We start from the raw sequence: 14,151 nt of genomic DNA on the forward strand, positions 1-14,151 counted from the left end.
GGTCCGTTGGCAGCGACGCAGGCAACACAATGCCGACAGTCTCCACGCGGACGGCAACAAAAAAGGCCCACCGGGTAGCACCTCTGGTGGGCCTTCTTCACGTCAACAGAAGCTTACGCTTTGTCGACAACCTTCTTAACTGCATCCTTGGCTTCGCCTTTGGCCTGCTGCGCATCGCCCTTGGCTTCCTGCGCAATACCGTTGGCTTGCATCTCACGGTCGCCAGTGGCTTTGCCGACACCCTGACGGGCTTTGCCTGCGAGTTCGTTTGCCTTACCGGAAACCTTGTCAGCTGTGCTGCCCATCGAATTTCTCCTTTTCAGAAACTGAATTGTTTCAGTGGGATATCAACGGCAGTCTCAAGAGATTGTTCCATGCCCGGGCAATCCTTTGGTGCTACCGGCTGATGGATTTGACCACGCTGCGTGCCCAGCCGTCGCCGCGACCGGCGGCGAAGTAGAGGTTTCGCTTAGAAACGGCACCCGTGGAGTACGATCGGGTCGTCGTCGCCGAGGGCAACGGCCCGGCCACCCGTGAGCTTCTCGTCTCTGGCGAGGAGGAGCCTCGATGGCTCAACGTGACGGTGGGCGATTTCATAGTTCCCACGGGTGACGGGGACAACAGCCTCAGCCGGAAGAATCGCTGGTCGAAGTTAGGGTCGCGCTAACCGGCGACGCGGCATGGCGCGCCACGCGCATTGCAGCTTGTGATTGTCGGCGACAAATAAACCCTGTGTCTACGTCGAGAAGGGAAGGGTGTGCCGAAGTTCGCTCAAAGTGGTGCAGAGACCATGTCACATGTCGCCCTGCAGCAAACCGCTCTGCGATCCGTCCACACGCCCGGCGTCGAGCAAGTCGTCAGAGAGCTGTTCAGTTCAGACGCCGACAATTTCGAACTGCTTGAGAGCGAGACCATCTCGCATAGTGCTTAAAGCACGAGTTACAACAGCCTCGCGAACAAATAAATCATTGGAACTTCTAGGTTTTCAACGTGTTTTCGTTCCACCCAACAGGAGGTAACACCAATGAAGAAAATCACCCTTCTCACCGCGAGCCTTGTGCTTATAGCATCTGCGGCTTTCGCCCAGAGCCAGACGCCAACCACCTCGCAGACGACGCCTGCGGTCAACACCGAGCAGAACCCTGGCGCCCCAGTCGCTGGCAAGAACAGCTTCACCGAAGATCAAGCGAAATCCCGGATCGAGGAAGCCGGTTACAAGGATGTATCCGGCCTGAAGCTGGACGACCAGGGCGTCTGGCGCGCGGCCGCTTCCAAGGATGGCAAGCCAGCAAATGTCTCTTTGGACTTCCAGGGCAACGTCACGCTCGCGAAGTAACACCATAACGGAGAAATTCCCATGAAAACCACGATCACAGGACTTTACGACGGCTACGACGACGCCAAGGCAGCCGTGAAGGCGCTCGAAGATGCGGGCGTCCCCTCGGACGATATCAGCATTGTCACCAATAAGGCAAACGGCGACCCCGATGTCGAGGGGCAGGGCAACCGAGCGGGTGAAGGTGCCGGCACCGGCGCCGGTATTGGCGCAGTCGCGGGGGGCGCAGGTGGCCTCCTGACAGGCCTCGGCATGCTTGCGATCCCCGGCGTCGGCCCCGTCGTTGCTGCAGGCTGGCTTGCTGCGGCGGCAGCCGGTGCGGTCGCTGGTGCGGTTGCGGGCGGCGCAGTTGGCGGTATTGTCGGCGCAATGATTGATTCCGGCGTGCCGGAGGAGGACGCGAACTTCTACGCAGAGAGTGTTCGTCGTGGCGGTTCCGTCGTGACAGCCCGTGTCGAAGATGACCGACGCGCACCTGCCGAGGCGATCCTCAATTCGTCACGTGTCGATGTCGCAGCTCGCCGTGCGAGCTACACCGAGCAGGGTTGGACACGCTTTGACGAAGCTGCGGATCCCTACACACCGGCGCAGATCGCCGCTGAACGCGACCGGTATCGTGACAATCGTCTGTAATCACAGCAACACAAAAAATGGGAAGCCTCGCAGCCTATGCGGGGCTTTTCTTGCTGATCACCGGGGAGCCCCACTGCACGACCGAGATACACAGGAACCCCGTAGCGCTCTCGTTTCCTAAGATGCTCTCGTGTCGACTGGTCAATCAGAACGAATTCCCGATCGCCGCATGGCTTCGCTCGTGAAGTGGACGCGCGAACCTCGCTCCGCAACCCGAGCGACCTGACCAGACCCCGGCATTGTTGTTTCATAGCGTCGATGATGACCGAGCGACTCCAACCATTGGCGTCAGGTTCGCCGATCGAATGGCTTGGGGACGCGACAGAGTTCACGACAGCTCCTCTCAATTGAGGCGCAGAAGTTCCGACCAACCGGCCGCGTCTGTCAAGCTTCCATCATGGGACGGTTTTCCCGTTGGTCAAGCGGTGTCACTCCGACGGCTCATGGTCGATCGTTGGGCCATTTCTTGGGAAGTTTCCTCGCTGGCTAACCGCCGGAAGCAATCAGTCCGAGCAGTTCAAACCCCGATGCCGGCTTTGCGAGAAACGAAATGCCAAGTTCGTCATCGTGATGGGCAAGCGTGATCAATCCGGACGTAACGATGATTCTGATTTGAGGCCATTGAGTGCGAACCGTCGCAGCCAGACCAAGGCCGTCCACACTCCCGGGCATATCGACGTCGGTGAAGAGAATATCGATCTTGTTATTTCTGAGGTGAATAAAGGCTTCGTCGGCGTTCGCTGCTTCAAACGTACTATGTCCTGCCTCTTCAAGGAAATCGACAAAGTTGTAGCGGAGCTGGGGCTCGTCCTCTACGATAAGCACGCTGTGGCTCATGCCGAAACGGTCAGGCGTGTTCGGGCGTGCGCGCGAGATTACCTCTGCACCATCCTTCGAAGCGCGTGTCAGCTCAAGCAGATCACGTTCGAGCACGGCCTGTGCCCAGTGTTTATTGTCCTGCCCGAAGGGACGTCCAGCTTGCTCCCAGAGAGCATAGGCACGTGCGGCGGTCCAATCGTTTCTATTTTGATCCATAGCTAGGTCTCGCAATCGTGAAGTGGGCAAGTGTGCCGGAAATCCAAACGCGGTCAGCGAGGACTGTTGCTGCCCCGTTTTCACAGGCGGAGAAAAATGCGGAAGCCTTGATTTGGTTCCGCGAATTTCCGGGAACTTGACGCGATTCCGGGGGCTCTGAGGGAACCTGTTCACAGTCGGATCAGGAGACATCGGAACCATGTGGATAAGCCCACGTTCCTTACTCCCCAACTTCCGCCGACCATTCTGGCGCGATTATCGAAAGACTTCATGACACGGATAGCTATTATCGGATCGGGTCCAACCGGCATTTATGCGTTGAAGGGCCTCATCGCGTCGGAGAGGCCTCTTTCCATTACGATCTTCGAGGAGACGCCAGATGCCGGGAAGGGCACGCCGTACCATCCGGCCGTAAACGACCGCGCGATGCTGGCCAACATCGCTAGTATCGAGATACCGCCGATCTGCGAGAGCCTTGTCGATTGGCTTTGCTCCAGAACTGACGACGAGCTCCAGGTGCTGAGCATAGGACGACGGGCAATTGGTGACCGTGAGTTTTATCCCCGCGTCGTGCTCGGGGACTATTTTGCGGACCAGTTTTGGATGCTGGTGAAGCGCGGGATTGCGGCTCGTCACGCCATCGACGTGAAAGCAGGTCACAAAATCCTCGATATCAAGCTCGGGAGGGACGATATCTCACTTTCATTCGCACGTCGCGGCGGCGAGGCTGGCGAAGCGCAGTTCGGTCACGTCATAATGGCCACAGGTCATGACTGGCCGGAAAACACCGAGGTCGCGCCCGGCTATTTCTCGTCTCCATGGCCCGCCGACGCGATCCGGCGGATTGGGCCAGTCGAAGTGGGTGTCCTCGGCACCTCGTTGAGCGGAATCGACGCCGTCGTTTCCGTGGCCACAGCTCATGGCATGTTCATTCGTGATGAGGATGATACGCTCCACTATCAACCAGAGCCCGACAGCGAGGGTTTTCATCTCACCATGATGTCACGCAAGGGATTGCTTCCCGAAGCGGATTTCTACTGTCCGATGCCCTACAGGCCTCTTGTTGTGTGCACCAAGAGCGCTGTCGAAAGACTGATTTCCGACGTTCCCGATCGTCTCCTGGACGAGGTCTTCGAACTCTTCAAACAAGAGATTGTCCTGACCGATCCGGACTACGCCGCAAGGATAGGACTGGGACTGTCGACGGTCGAGGATATCGCCGACAGGTATTTCCGGGTCCGCGAAGAGGCAGACCCGTTCGTGTGGGCGGCGAGAAATCTCTCTGAGGCAAGAGCTAACAAGGCAACTCGCTCGACAGTCGAATGGCGCTATGCGATCCTGCGCATGCATGAGGTCGTCGCCCTCGCTGTGCCCCACTTTAAAGAGAGCGACCTAAAGCGTTTCCACGAGCACTTCAAAACGGTGTTCATTGACGACTATGCTACCGTCCCCCACCAATCCGTCGAACGCCTACTGGCCCTGCACAATGTCGGCAAACTTCGGGTACGCGCCTTAGGCGACGATTACGATATTCGGCGCACCGACGACGAAACTAATACGATCGTCAGCACGGACACCCAGAGTATGAGCTTTTCGGCGTTCATTGACGCCACCGGCCAGCATGCACTGTCGGCATCGGACCTTCCATTCCCGAGCCTGCGGCGCGCCGACGTCTTGAGGGACGCGAAGACCACAATCCGAGAATTGGACAAGGCCTACTCTTCTTTCCGTAGGACCGGGGGCATCGACATCGATGAAGACTTTCGGCCGCGCGTCGGACCAGACCTGACCAATCATCTCTACTGCGTCTCCGTACCGTTTCTGCTTCACAAGCTTCCCTTCGTCCAGGGAATTACCAGCTCGCATGAACTCGGGAAGCGAGTGGCGCGCGCCATCCTAGCCTCAATCAGCAGGGACGAGCGGCTGTTTCAGTTCGGCAGCTCTGGGGAACCGACGTAGACGGCTATACCGACAGAAACTACTGCCTCGCGGATGCCGCCTCGATAGACTTCGAACCGACGGGCGCGCCCTCGGGCTACGGCACGCAACATGTCAGGTTCTTCATCGATGCTTGATTGCGCAAGCATGTTCATGGCAAAGCGTTTGGCGATCTCGATGACCGTTCCACTGTAGAGCCGGCTTCCGGGTGAGCGAACGTCCCAGCGCTACCGTCTTTTTATCTAGCCCCTCACGGCTTTCGTCCGTGCGCAGTCACTGGTCATGTTCCGATCGCGCCATGTTCACGGCATCGCCGAAATCAGCCTCCACCTGGTGGCAGTCGATGTCAGTGTGATAATCATTCGATCCTCTTGGGGTGGCCAGCTCGTGTTTCCGACGACCACCGCCCTTCACGGAGAGTTTCGTGCCATCGAAAAATCTTCGACGCGCTTCCAGGAACATTGGACGGACTTCGCGATTATCAGTCACCAACAGGAGAACGTCGATGGATAGAGATCAAGAACAACGTGAGCGCGCCTACAAGATCTGGGAAGAAGAGGGCCGCCCAGACGGCCAGCATGACGACCACTGGCGTCGGGCGGAAGAGCAGCATGAGAAGACCGAAGAGGAGGCAGCCGCGGTCACTGAAGCCAACCAACACGCCTCCGATGAATTCAACCGCAAAAATAGAAAAATGGCATCGCCGATCGACAGGCCGCCATCCAGTGTCGCCCCGGATTGATTTCATCAACAATACCAAGCCACCTTGGGCCACTGCCAGAAATCAAGTTGGCCCACCTTTGTGTGGGCCACCAGAGCAACGTGCCTTCGTCCCGGCTGCAATTTTGCTGATTGCTGTCTCGACGCCGCGGGTGTCAAAGGAAGCGGATCAGTGCGCTTCTGGCGAGATTATCGGAAACGTCAGTTGTGAGTTGTGCGAGATCGGGGCTAGGAATGGCGATTACTATCCCGGCCAGTCTCTTGAGGGGTGCCAGTTATCAAGAAGGCCTTCGATTTCGGCTAGAACCCTGCTTTGAGTCCTTTGCGACATCGGAAAATCCGGGTTGCTTGGTCCGTATCCATCCTACGAACTTTTGGATCGCCGGGTCTTCACGAAGTGCCGTGATGGTCGAGAAAGTTTTCGCCAACTGTCCGTCAGTGAAGACTGCGTGTATCTGGCGGTGACAGACACGATGCAGGGCGATGGTGACTTTGCCGCCTTTACTTTTCGGCACGAGGTGGTGATGTTCTATCTGACCCTCAGGGATAACGCGGTCGCAAAGCGGGCAAGGCGTTAATTCCTGCTCAATATGCCATGAAGAGACTTCGTTTCGGATCTTGCGTGCCATTTGCCCTCAATCGAATGCACATCTGCGCTTACTGCAAACTTGGTCTCGGCGCCGCCAACCAATCATTCGGATAATAATCTCATGTGCCGCGATCAACTTCTTTAGCATCTGATTATTGAGGTCAGACCTAATGGGTTTCAGACGACCACGGGAAATTCACATATTGGTCCCGGGTGTCGTAGCAAATGTTGCCGTACATTTTGAGGTATTTATTTCTTCGGGCATCGTCGGCATAAACTGCCGCAGGATTTTCAAGATCGACGCGATACTGATCCATATTGTCTCTGGTAAGCGCGATCGGCAAGATATCCATCGCCTGCGGTATGCTTTTTCCGTCGAGCCAGTCGGCCGCAAACTCCCCCATGGCATATCCGAATACGGGCGAATTCAACGAGATGCTCGCCTTATATGGACTGTCACCTTTCCTGATTTCGGACACGGCTTCTGGCTCGCCATCGATCCCCCCTAGGAACTGCTCGGATCGATCTTTGCCGGCCGCGCGAAGGGCCTGCAATGCGCCGAGCACGACAGCATCGCCGCCGAGCACGACGTCGACATCAGGATTGGCCTGAAGAATGACATTCATCGTTGCAAAGCCGCCTTCCTTGCTGACAGGGTTTGGTGCAATGTCGGCGACGATCGTCACCCCAGGCATTTCGGCGAGCGCATTGCGCATGGCTTCGAACCGGGGTGTTAGGAATTCCATCGTATCCTGGGTGAGCAGAACGACTTTGGCCTTTCCGCCTAGCCTGCTCTTAATGTAGGGAATTGCAGCATCCGCCAAAGCTTTACCCGTTGCGTACTGGGGAGCGTTCAGTAGCAGAGTCGCGGGCGGGGGAACAATTGTGCCGACAAAGCTTCCCGCCCATATTGTCTGCTGGAGACCCACACTTACGGCCGCCGGATCCGACGACGTCGCGACCAGTGCTCCAACCTTTTCTTGTCGATAGCGGTCGATCTCCGCGATTGCCTTTGAGACGTCGTTTTTAGCGAGGGTTCGAGAATATTTCAGCCCACGATTCCGAGCCGCCATCTCGAGGCCGTGGTTCACGCCTTGCAAGAATTGGCGTTCGTTTTCCTGGATGTAGGCCAACTCCCTTTTCAGGCCGGGAGGCCTGGAGCAGGCCTGCCGGGCTGGATCGTACAGTGCAAAGGTTGTTCTTTGCGTTATCCCGGGTGAACCTGTTTGCGCTTGTGTCGGGCCGAAAGCCGCCAGCACAACGCAAGCCGTCAAAATGCTGCGAGAGCAGTTCAGTGTGGTGCCTCGATCAAGACGCATTGTCCCTTCACCCGGAGTAGAATGTACGACGGCGCACATCGATTCTTACCCTGTCGCCGAGGCGCTGGGCTCTTCCAATTGGAAGCACAATCGCGCGGCTGTCCCGGGATTGCGAGTCCGATATTCGATTTTACTGCCGAGATTTGAGCACATCGCATTAACGATGCGGGTGCCGACGCCTGTCCCCTTGGCGGGTTGGCCTTCCGCACGTCCAACACCATCGTCCTCGACGAGCAACTCAACGTTTCGATCGAGTCTGTTCAAACTCACTCGAATCTCGCCAATTCCGTGCGGATAGGCGTATTTGAAAGCATTGGTCACCAGCTCGGTGACAATTACGCCAAGGTTGACACTGGCATCCGTCGGCAGCTCTACAGCGTCGATCTTAAACGAGATTGTTACCCCGTGGCCCTGGGCGCGCAGTGAGGTGCGAAGGTGTTCGAGCAGGCCCGCCAGATATTCGGTGAGATCAACAGCGCGAACGTCACCGGAGCCATAAAGGCGCTTGTGAACCAGGGAAATTGCAAAGATACGATCTTGTGTCTCGGCTAGCGCATCCTTTGCGGCTTGATCTGCCAATGCCTTGGATTGCAGGCTGACAAGTGACGACACAAGGGCGAGACTATTGGCAACGCGGTGATTGACTTCTGACAGCAACACTTCGGCCCGATCCCGAGATCGGGCCAGATCCAGCGTGCGCCCAGCCACCCGGTCTTCAAGTTCGGAATTGAGAGCGTGCACCTCGTCGCGTGTGGCACGCAGCGCTCTGGTATAACCGGAGACTCCATAAGCTGCTCCACCGATCACCGCGATGATCACAAGTGATCCAAAGCCAGACACAAGCCGAACCCATCCGGTGTTGGCCCGCTGCTCAGCGACGCCGGTCGTCAGTTTATCGTCCGCTCTGCCGATGATACCGGCGAAGAATACGTTGGCTTCATCCGTCAGCGCCTTGCCGCTGTTAGTGCGGAAAATCGCCAGTGCCTCGTCGTCGCGCTTTTCGCGCTTCAGTGCGATGGTTCGATCCAGTTCCGCGAATTTGGCAGCAAGAAGGGTCTCTAAGCGCGTCAAGGTTGCATCGGACCCGGACGATGGAGAGAGGAGTTTCTCAAGTGCGGACAGATGGCGCTGAGCCTGTATCTTCGCAGCCTGATAGGGTGCGAGATAGATCTCGTTACCCGTCACCATGAACCCGCGCTGACTGGACTCGGCAGTCTGCATCGCATTTCGCAACTCGACCGCGGCGATCCGTATATCGCGTGCCAATATCGCCTCCTCAAAATAGGACTGCGCTCGTTCCCCCAGCCAATAATTCATGGCGACAATCGCCGTAAGGGCCAAAAACCCGACAAGCAAAAACGCGGACGTGGATCGAAGGGGCGAAGGGCTCGGTATAGTCATCGGCGCATTGGTGCCTGATTTACGATCGGAGCGCTACAACCAAATGCGAAGTTGCACTGACTGGTGATCAAGACTGGGCTGGGCCGTCCACCACCGAGCACACATCGCCGTGGAGATCCGGGCTCGGCACCTTCGATCGACACGAGCTATTCCTCCCGGATAGCGTGGAGATCGCGAAGGAAGACGGTTCGACGGCCTGATCCGTCAACTAGCGGCCAGCACCTTTTCCAGATCTTCTTCGGATATAGGCCAAGCCTCGATGAGACCACCCGATTTCAAAATAAGCGTCATCGTCCGATGATAGGCTTCCCACATGACGTCAATCGGCTCTTCATCAACCCGCAGGTCAAAGGTCCCCGCCGGGTGTGGCTTGGCCATCCCAGCCAGTTGGAAGGGCCGAGTGATGGAAATGCTTTTAACCGTTGTCTTCATGCCATTGATCCGTTTCCTTGGGATCGGGCTCGAGTTGTCGAGCCCGCTCGTGAGGTGGGCGGCATCTCGGTACCGTTACTGGCCCGAAACGAGTGCTCTTGAAGGCACCTATCGCAATTGGGGCCTCCAGTGACGTCTTTCATTGGTTGCTGCTGTTGGCTGGAAGGGACGATGTCCTCCAGGGTGTGGCGCTTGTCCTCGACTAAGCCCTTTTCTATCACTTCAACTGAAGATCGATTTGACATTCTCTGCCACTGCGTGGACCCGGAAATTTTGTAAATGCGAAACTACGCGCCGAGGGGTTGCCACTTTCAAACAACAGTTCGGGTCAATTGAACAAAACTACTGGACGGTCATGGACGCAGCCCCCTTGGCTGGCTATGCCATTCTCTCTCGGCCAATTTCCTTTCAAACCGCGCAAAACTTGACGGATCGATGCTTTAATTGATGGGATCGTTCCGAGGGGCGAAATGATGTAAACGCCTAGGCCGGCTTTGCTTGGAACGCACCGCACCCCCCTCGTTCTCCCAGGCGGCCAGGGCAGCAGGATCAGAGTTCAAGCGCTGCCGTCGAGACGACGGATAATTCTCAGTAGCTATGGTCGCGCCTTCAATTCGGCGGATGATCACGATTTCTGCCAAATGCGGCTCGCCGGGGTCGGGTCGGATATCGGACGTCGCGTAATTCGCTCGTTTCAAGATGAGCCTCAGCAATCTCTGACCTTCGGATATGTGGCTCATTCTCAAGTCCTCTATTTCAGAAGGACACACGCCCTTCCAATGCGAATACCGTAGTCCAGTAGCGCGCGTACCCGTCTTGAAAATGCAGCTACGTAGCCTTGTTAGTGAACGCGACGCCCTTGAGGCGTTACGCCCTGGAGGGCATATCTGTGCAGGCCCGAAAACGGCAGGATTTTGGAGCCCGTATCGGTCATGTCGAAATTTCGGTGCAGCGCGTTAGCAAGCTGAGCTGGATCTTTCACACCTTCACGGAAGAGCTTGATTAAGAGCTTGGCTGCAGCGTTCATATGGCCGTCTGAGTGTACCGAGATATTTCCTGTATAGCCGCAGCTCACAAGGATGCCCTGAAGCATCGTCAGGTCTTCTGTTTCCAGATGGGAAGTGCTGATTGCGGAAGACATCAAGTCCTCCTTTCGGTCGGGGCGAAGCTTGACAGCCTCAATCGGCAGCGCCCGTTCAATGGCTGCCAAGGCGGTTACCCTGCTCTCAACGACAACCAATAGCAAACGAATTCTTGGCGGTGACAGTCAGGGCAAAGCTCCAAACTGCCGATCGGGGGGTCCGATACCGTGCAGTAGCTCTAATGGGTCAGTATCCTGAGGCCTTTCCAGCTGATCTAAGCGACACGGGCATATCGCAATGCCCCGCCCCGACGGCGCGTAGGGGATAGGGTTCGCCCACACACGAGGGGGTGGGCGAACCCTCTGGCGTAAGCTTGGCAGAAGCGATCCTTTACAAGGCAACTCTCCTCTCACGTTCGAGAGCTATTGTCTCGGGCCATGGTGGCGTGGGATGAGGAAGTTCCGCAGCTTTACGCCTTCGCTGATTGCAGATCGACAGTATCTCATACTGGATTTCAGCGTGATTGACAGGAAACGACCACCGTGGATCACAGGTCTATAGCCGGTGCCGCCTCGTTAGACCGTGTGCTCTCCCGCTGGCAAATGACATGAGGCTCGCCAGTTACCGCCAGAACCGCTTCGCGTCGAGAAGATCGTCGACCGATGCTTGCGCCCTTTCAATCAGCGCCTCCTTGTCGGCATGCGAAACCACGGACGACCTTGCGGGATGCTCAGCGAGGCCATGCTTCTCAAGCACTTCATACCCGGTAGCCAGATCGTTCAAGGCGCCGAGGTCATCCTGGAGCGCTTCGATCGCGGCAAGAAATTTCCTGTGCCGGCGCGCTGCGCGCTTGTTCTCGAACAGCGAAACGAAGAATTCCGTGGTATAGCGAAGCTTCTTCGCGTCCTTGCGAATCTCATGACGATGCTCGTCATCGACCTTCATCAGATTGTGCGCAGCTTTCTTTATCCGCTTGCGCTGTTTGTCCAACACACGCGCCGCGAACTCCTGAACACTTGGTACATCCGCCATTCCGCTCCCAATTCCGGAGAGGTATTCGCCGCATTCGAGCCATTCGAAGAGGTCGAGCATCAGCGCTCTCGATCTCAATGAATCCAAGGCTTCAATCGCGTCACGATAAGCGGCCTCTTTGGCCGCTTTCAGCCTGGGGACGAGATCGGCATCGGTGGCCTTTGCAACCAGCACATCGACGTTTCTGGCCTCGCCGAGAACGGTGACAATCCAGCGGAGCTCTTCCTTAAGCCGATGTGGTTCGTCGCCGGGAATGAACGCCTTGAACAGCGAGAAGGCAGACAGCAGCCGGCGAAGGGCGACGCGCGCCTGATGAAGTGCGTCTACGTTGGGGTGTTGGTGGAGCACGTCCACGTTAAGTCGAAATTGCCGGATGCAGGATAAGGCAATGGCCTGGAACGCGGAGGCCGCGTTCATATCCGTTTCGAGATCGACGCGCTCGGCCTTGAAAGCCTGTTTTTGCGCCTCTATCAGCGCGAAGCCCCGTTCAGCTTTGGAGCGCATGCCGAACCGAAAGCCTGCGACGCCGTCGATCTTTCTCGCGCAGACGAAAAGGTCGCTGATCTTTCCATCCTTCAGTTCGATTTCAGCTTCGCTTATGGGGGAACGACGGTCGCCCGATATGACTTCACCGCGGTCGATGACAACTTCGATGCTTGAGCCGTTCTCCTCAAGGTCCCATTGGCGTCGTTCGATCAAAACGTCAAAGACCGGCTCCAGCTTCAGGTCGGTGCCAAACTTGCCGATGAGTGGGCTGGTGTGGTCGAGGACGGGTTCGTCCCCCCCGATCGGCACTTCCCATTCCGATCGCGCAAAAAGCGACCGGGCCGGGCCGGTGGCTTTCACGGTCTGCACGTGCGCTTCACCAACCTCTCGGATGCGCAGCGTGTACCCTTCCTGCCAAAGCGCTCGATCCCTCGTATCGAAATAGGTCGATCGTTGCTTTAAAATCTTCGCAGGTTCGCCAAGCAGACGGGAACCGAGAAGGCTCTCTGTCGCTTCATCTGAAAGGTCGAGCTTAATTTCGGTCTCGGATGACACGATCTACTCCAGTTAGTAGTGGACGCTCTCAAACGCTGACCTAGCTGTCATAGTTCAGTGGTACAGCGCTTTGATGAAAGTTAGAAAGAAATCGAAAAGCAATATGCTCTCGGATGACCCCTCATTCTCTTTGACCACGACGTCAGCTCGTGACATCCAGCAGGCCGGAGCGATCTGCTATCGTCGCAATGAAAAGAAAGAGCTCAGCATCCTTCTCGTTGGCAGCCGCAGGAGCGGTCGCTGGGGCGTTCCAAAAGGGCATCTCGATCCCGGTGAGACCAGTCACCTCGCCGCGGGACGGGAATCGTTCGAGGAGGCCGGCGTTGTTGGCGCGGTCAACAGAGAAGTCTTCGGCACTTTCTACTATACAAAGGATAGCTCACCACATCGCTATCAGGTTGCCGTCCATCTCCTTGAGGTTTCCGAACTGTTGGCAAACTTCCCCGAGAAAGCGGTGCGGAACAGAAGTGGTTTACACTGAAGGCCGCCGTTCGTGACGCCGCCCAGCCGGGCCTTCAGGCCCTGCTCGAAAAGCTGGAAGCCATGGGCCGTTGACGTTCAGCTTCGCCAAATCGCTGTCGAGGGCAATCCGCTCGCAAAAGAAAGTCGCCAGGATCTTGGAAGCCGTTCTGCAGCCGCCGGCGCGCAAGCGGAGACGAAGCGCCTCGCCGCGGCTCGTGACAACGGTAGGGTTCGGCACCAATCCCGGGCGGCTCGTCATGAAATCCTTTCTACCTGCCAACCTGCCAAAAAAACCGGCACTGGTAGTCGTGTTGCACGGATGCGGGCAGACACCTGAAAGTCTGGACGCCGCTTCCGGCTTCTCGCGGCTGGCAACGGATAGGGGCTTTGTAATTCTCTATCCGGAGCAGACGAGAAGCAATAATTCGCAGTTATGCTTCAACTGGTTTCGCCCCAGCGCCGTCGCCCGCGACCGCGGCGAGTTGCTCTCCATCAAGCAGATGATCGAACATGCCAGTCAGCGGCATAAGATCAACGCGAACCGCGTTTTCATCGTCGGGCTTTCAGCCGGTGGGGCCATGACCGCAGTCCTGTTGGCAACCTATCCGGATCTTTTTGCGGGCGCGGCGATCGTCGGTGGAATGCCGGTTGGCGCCGTTCGCGATGCGATGTCGGCTCTTCGTGCGATGAAATCTGGCGCTGCCGCGCCCACTGACGGATGGGGTCGAAGGATCACGACCATTTCGCCTAAACCGCGGTTGTGGCCCCCAATTACCATCTGGCACGGAACGGCTGATCGCGTCGTCAACCCGGCGAACGCAGATGCCAGCATCGACCAATGGCTGGGAGCCATGAGCATCGATCGCCGATTAGGTGATGTCCAAACAAAGGCTTGGGGCCACCTGCATTCGTGGAAGGCTGCCAATGGGTCCGCAGTTTCCTTCTATTCGATCGAAGGCATGGCCCATGGTCTTCCCATCAAATCCCGCGGCGGCACCCAGCGCCTGAAAGACCCTTTCGTGCTCGCGACCAACGTTTCAGCGCCTGTTGAATTGATGCGGTTATGGGGGCTGCCTAGACGCTGAGTTAGTCACCGCAGTTACTCGTGCGCGTCGATAACGCTGGAGGCTA

At 57.1% G+C, this 14,151-nt stretch carries 16 protein-coding genes; 7 read left to right on the forward strand and 9 right to left on the reverse strand.

The annotated features are described in order from the left end of the window. Positions 1-113: 113 nt before the first annotated feature. Positions 114-305: a CsbD family protein gene (locus tag AC1DNK_RS23600; protein WP_112386590.1), complete on the reverse strand. Its 192-nt coding sequence runs from the start codon at positions 303-305 to the stop codon at positions 114-116. A gap of 485 nt (positions 306-790) precedes the next feature. On the opposite strand from AC1DNK_RS23600, the gene AC1DNK_RS23605 reads away from it, so the two are divergent. The 3 genes from AC1DNK_RS23605 to AC1DNK_RS23615 all read left to right on the forward strand — a co-directional run bounded on the left by AC1DNK_RS23605 (position 791) and on the right by AC1DNK_RS23615 (position 1,969). Then, positions 791-931 (forward strand): hypothetical protein, encoded by a 141-nt coding sequence (locus AC1DNK_RS23605; protein ID WP_477943615.1) that lies wholly within the window; start codon positions 791-793, stop codon positions 929-931. Positions 932-1,024: 93 nt separating this feature from the next. Continuing rightward, positions 1,025-1,336: a PepSY domain-containing protein gene (locus AC1DNK_RS23610; protein ID WP_477943616.1), complete on the forward strand. Its 312-nt coding sequence runs from the start codon at positions 1,025-1,027 to the stop codon at positions 1,334-1,336. Between the two features lie 21 nt (positions 1,337-1,357). Next, complete coding sequence (locus AC1DNK_RS23615; protein ID WP_477943617.1) at positions 1,358-1,969, forward strand: general stress protein; 612 nt, start codon at positions 1,358-1,360, stop codon at positions 1,967-1,969. A 486-nt stretch (positions 1,970-2,455) separates the two neighbouring features. On the opposite strand, the gene AC1DNK_RS23620 is transcribed toward AC1DNK_RS23615, so the two are convergent. Beyond that, positions 2,456-3,004 (reverse strand): response regulator, encoded by a 549-nt coding sequence (locus AC1DNK_RS23620; RefSeq protein WP_477943618.1) that lies wholly within the window; start codon positions 3,002-3,004, stop codon positions 2,456-2,458. A 201-nt stretch (positions 3,005-3,205) separates the two neighbouring features. Here AC1DNK_RS23620 and AC1DNK_RS23625 point away from each other — a divergent pair, with 201 nt between their 5' ends. Continuing rightward, entirely contained in the window at positions 3,206-4,963 is a 1,758-nt protein-coding gene (locus AC1DNK_RS23625; RefSeq protein ID WP_477943619.1) for an FAD/NAD(P)-binding protein, read from the forward strand. A 252-nt stretch (positions 4,964-5,215) separates the two neighbouring features. Here AC1DNK_RS23625 and AC1DNK_RS23630 read toward each other — a convergent pair whose 3' ends face one another. Further along, positions 5,216-5,404: a hypothetical protein gene (locus AC1DNK_RS23630; RefSeq protein WP_477943620.1), complete on the reverse strand. Its 189-nt coding sequence runs from the start codon at positions 5,402-5,404 to the stop codon at positions 5,216-5,218. A 43-nt stretch (positions 5,405-5,447) separates the two neighbouring features. Between AC1DNK_RS23630 and AC1DNK_RS23635 the strand changes: the two genes are divergently transcribed. Beyond that, complete coding sequence (locus AC1DNK_RS23635) at positions 5,448-5,684, forward strand: DUF2934 domain-containing protein (RefSeq protein ID WP_477943621.1); 237 nt, start codon at positions 5,448-5,450, stop codon at positions 5,682-5,684. A gap of 256 nt (positions 5,685-5,940) precedes the next feature. Here the strand turns inward: AC1DNK_RS23635 and AC1DNK_RS23640 are convergent, their stop codons facing one another. The 6 genes from AC1DNK_RS23640 to AC1DNK_RS23665 form a co-directional block, all read right to left on the reverse strand. Beyond that, positions 5,941-6,291, reverse strand: coding sequence for an HNH endonuclease (locus AC1DNK_RS23640; protein ID WP_477943622.1), 351 nt, complete (start codon positions 6,289-6,291; stop codon positions 5,941-5,943). A gap of 127 nt (positions 6,292-6,418) precedes the next feature. After that, positions 6,419-7,570 carry a sugar ABC transporter substrate-binding protein gene (locus AC1DNK_RS23645; RefSeq protein ID WP_477943623.1) on the reverse strand — a complete coding sequence of 384 codons (1,152 nt, stop codon included), beginning with the start codon at positions 7,568-7,570 and terminating at the stop codon, positions 6,419-6,421. A gap of 45 nt (positions 7,571-7,615) precedes the next feature. Then, positions 7,616-8,836 (reverse strand): CHASE3 domain-containing protein, encoded by a 1,221-nt coding sequence (locus AC1DNK_RS23650; protein WP_477943624.1) that lies wholly within the window; start codon positions 8,834-8,836, stop codon positions 7,616-7,618. A 339-nt stretch (positions 8,837-9,175) separates the two neighbouring features. Further along, positions 9,176-9,403, reverse strand: coding sequence for a hypothetical protein (locus AC1DNK_RS23655; RefSeq protein ID WP_477943625.1), 228 nt, complete (start codon positions 9,401-9,403; stop codon positions 9,176-9,178). Between the two features lie 841 nt (positions 9,404-10,244). Then, a complete protein-coding gene (locus AC1DNK_RS23660; protein WP_477943626.1) occupies positions 10,245-10,613 on the reverse strand; it encodes a hypothetical protein in 369 nt (122 codons plus the stop codon). Between the two features lie 493 nt (positions 10,614-11,106). Continuing rightward, entirely contained in the window at positions 11,107-12,558 is a 1,452-nt protein-coding gene (locus AC1DNK_RS23665; protein WP_477943627.1) for a CYTH and CHAD domain-containing protein, read from the reverse strand. 73 nt (positions 12,559-12,631) lie between these two features. Here AC1DNK_RS23665 and AC1DNK_RS23670 point away from each other — a divergent pair, with 73 nt between their 5' ends. Together AC1DNK_RS23670 and AC1DNK_RS23675 are read left to right on the forward strand one after the other, a co-directional pair. Continuing rightward, a complete protein-coding gene (locus AC1DNK_RS23670; RefSeq protein ID WP_477943628.1) occupies positions 12,632-13,039 on the forward strand; it encodes an NUDIX hydrolase in 408 nt (135 codons plus the stop codon). 70 nt (positions 13,040-13,109) lie between these two features. After that, positions 13,110-14,105: an extracellular catalytic domain type 1 short-chain-length polyhydroxyalkanoate depolymerase gene (locus AC1DNK_RS23675; protein WP_477943629.1), complete on the forward strand. Its 996-nt coding sequence runs from the start codon at positions 13,110-13,112 to the stop codon at positions 14,103-14,105. The last annotated feature ends 46 nt before the right edge of the window (positions 14,106-14,151 follow it).

This window comes from Rhizobium sp. 01N424, assembly GCF_056399485.1.

What these genes read in the sequence shown, in the direction of transcription:
- AC1DNK_RS23600 (WP_112386590.1), bottom strand. Translation starts at nt 305, where the DNA reads ATGGGCAGCACAGCTGACAAGGTTTCCGGTAAGGCAAACGAACTCGCA.
- AC1DNK_RS23605 (WP_477943615.1), top strand. Translation starts at nt 791, where the DNA reads ATGTCACATGTCGCCCTGCAGCAAACCGCTCTGCGATCCGTCCACACG.
- AC1DNK_RS23610 (WP_477943616.1), top strand. Translation starts at nt 1,025, where the DNA reads ATGAAGAAAATCACCCTTCTCACCGCGAGCCTTGTGCTTATAGCATCT.
- AC1DNK_RS23615 (WP_477943617.1), top strand. Translation starts at nt 1,358, where the DNA reads ATGAAAACCACGATCACAGGACTTTACGACGGCTACGACGACGCCAAG.
- AC1DNK_RS23620 (WP_477943618.1), bottom strand. Translation starts at nt 3,004, where the DNA reads ATGGATCAAAATAGAAACGATTGGACCGCCGCACGTGCCTATGCTCTC.
- AC1DNK_RS23630 (WP_477943620.1), bottom strand. Translation starts at nt 5,404, where the DNA reads ATGTTCCTGGAAGCGCGTCGAAGATTTTTCGATGGCACGAAACTCTCC.
- AC1DNK_RS23635 (WP_477943621.1), top strand. Translation starts at nt 5,448, where the DNA reads ATGGATAGAGATCAAGAACAACGTGAGCGCGCCTACAAGATCTGGGAA.
- AC1DNK_RS23640 (WP_477943622.1), bottom strand. Translation starts at nt 6,291, where the DNA reads ATGGCACGCAAGATCCGAAACGAAGTCTCTTCATGGCATATTGAGCAG.
- AC1DNK_RS23645 (WP_477943623.1), bottom strand. Translation starts at nt 7,570, where the DNA reads ATGCGTCTTGATCGAGGCACCACACTGAACTGCTCTCGCAGCATTTTG.
- AC1DNK_RS23655 (WP_477943625.1), bottom strand. Translation starts at nt 9,403, where the DNA reads ATGAAGACAACGGTTAAAAGCATTTCCATCACTCGGCCCTTCCAACTG.
- AC1DNK_RS23670 (WP_477943628.1), top strand. Translation starts at nt 12,632, where the DNA reads ATGAAAGTTAGAAAGAAATCGAAAAGCAATATGCTCTCGGATGACCCC.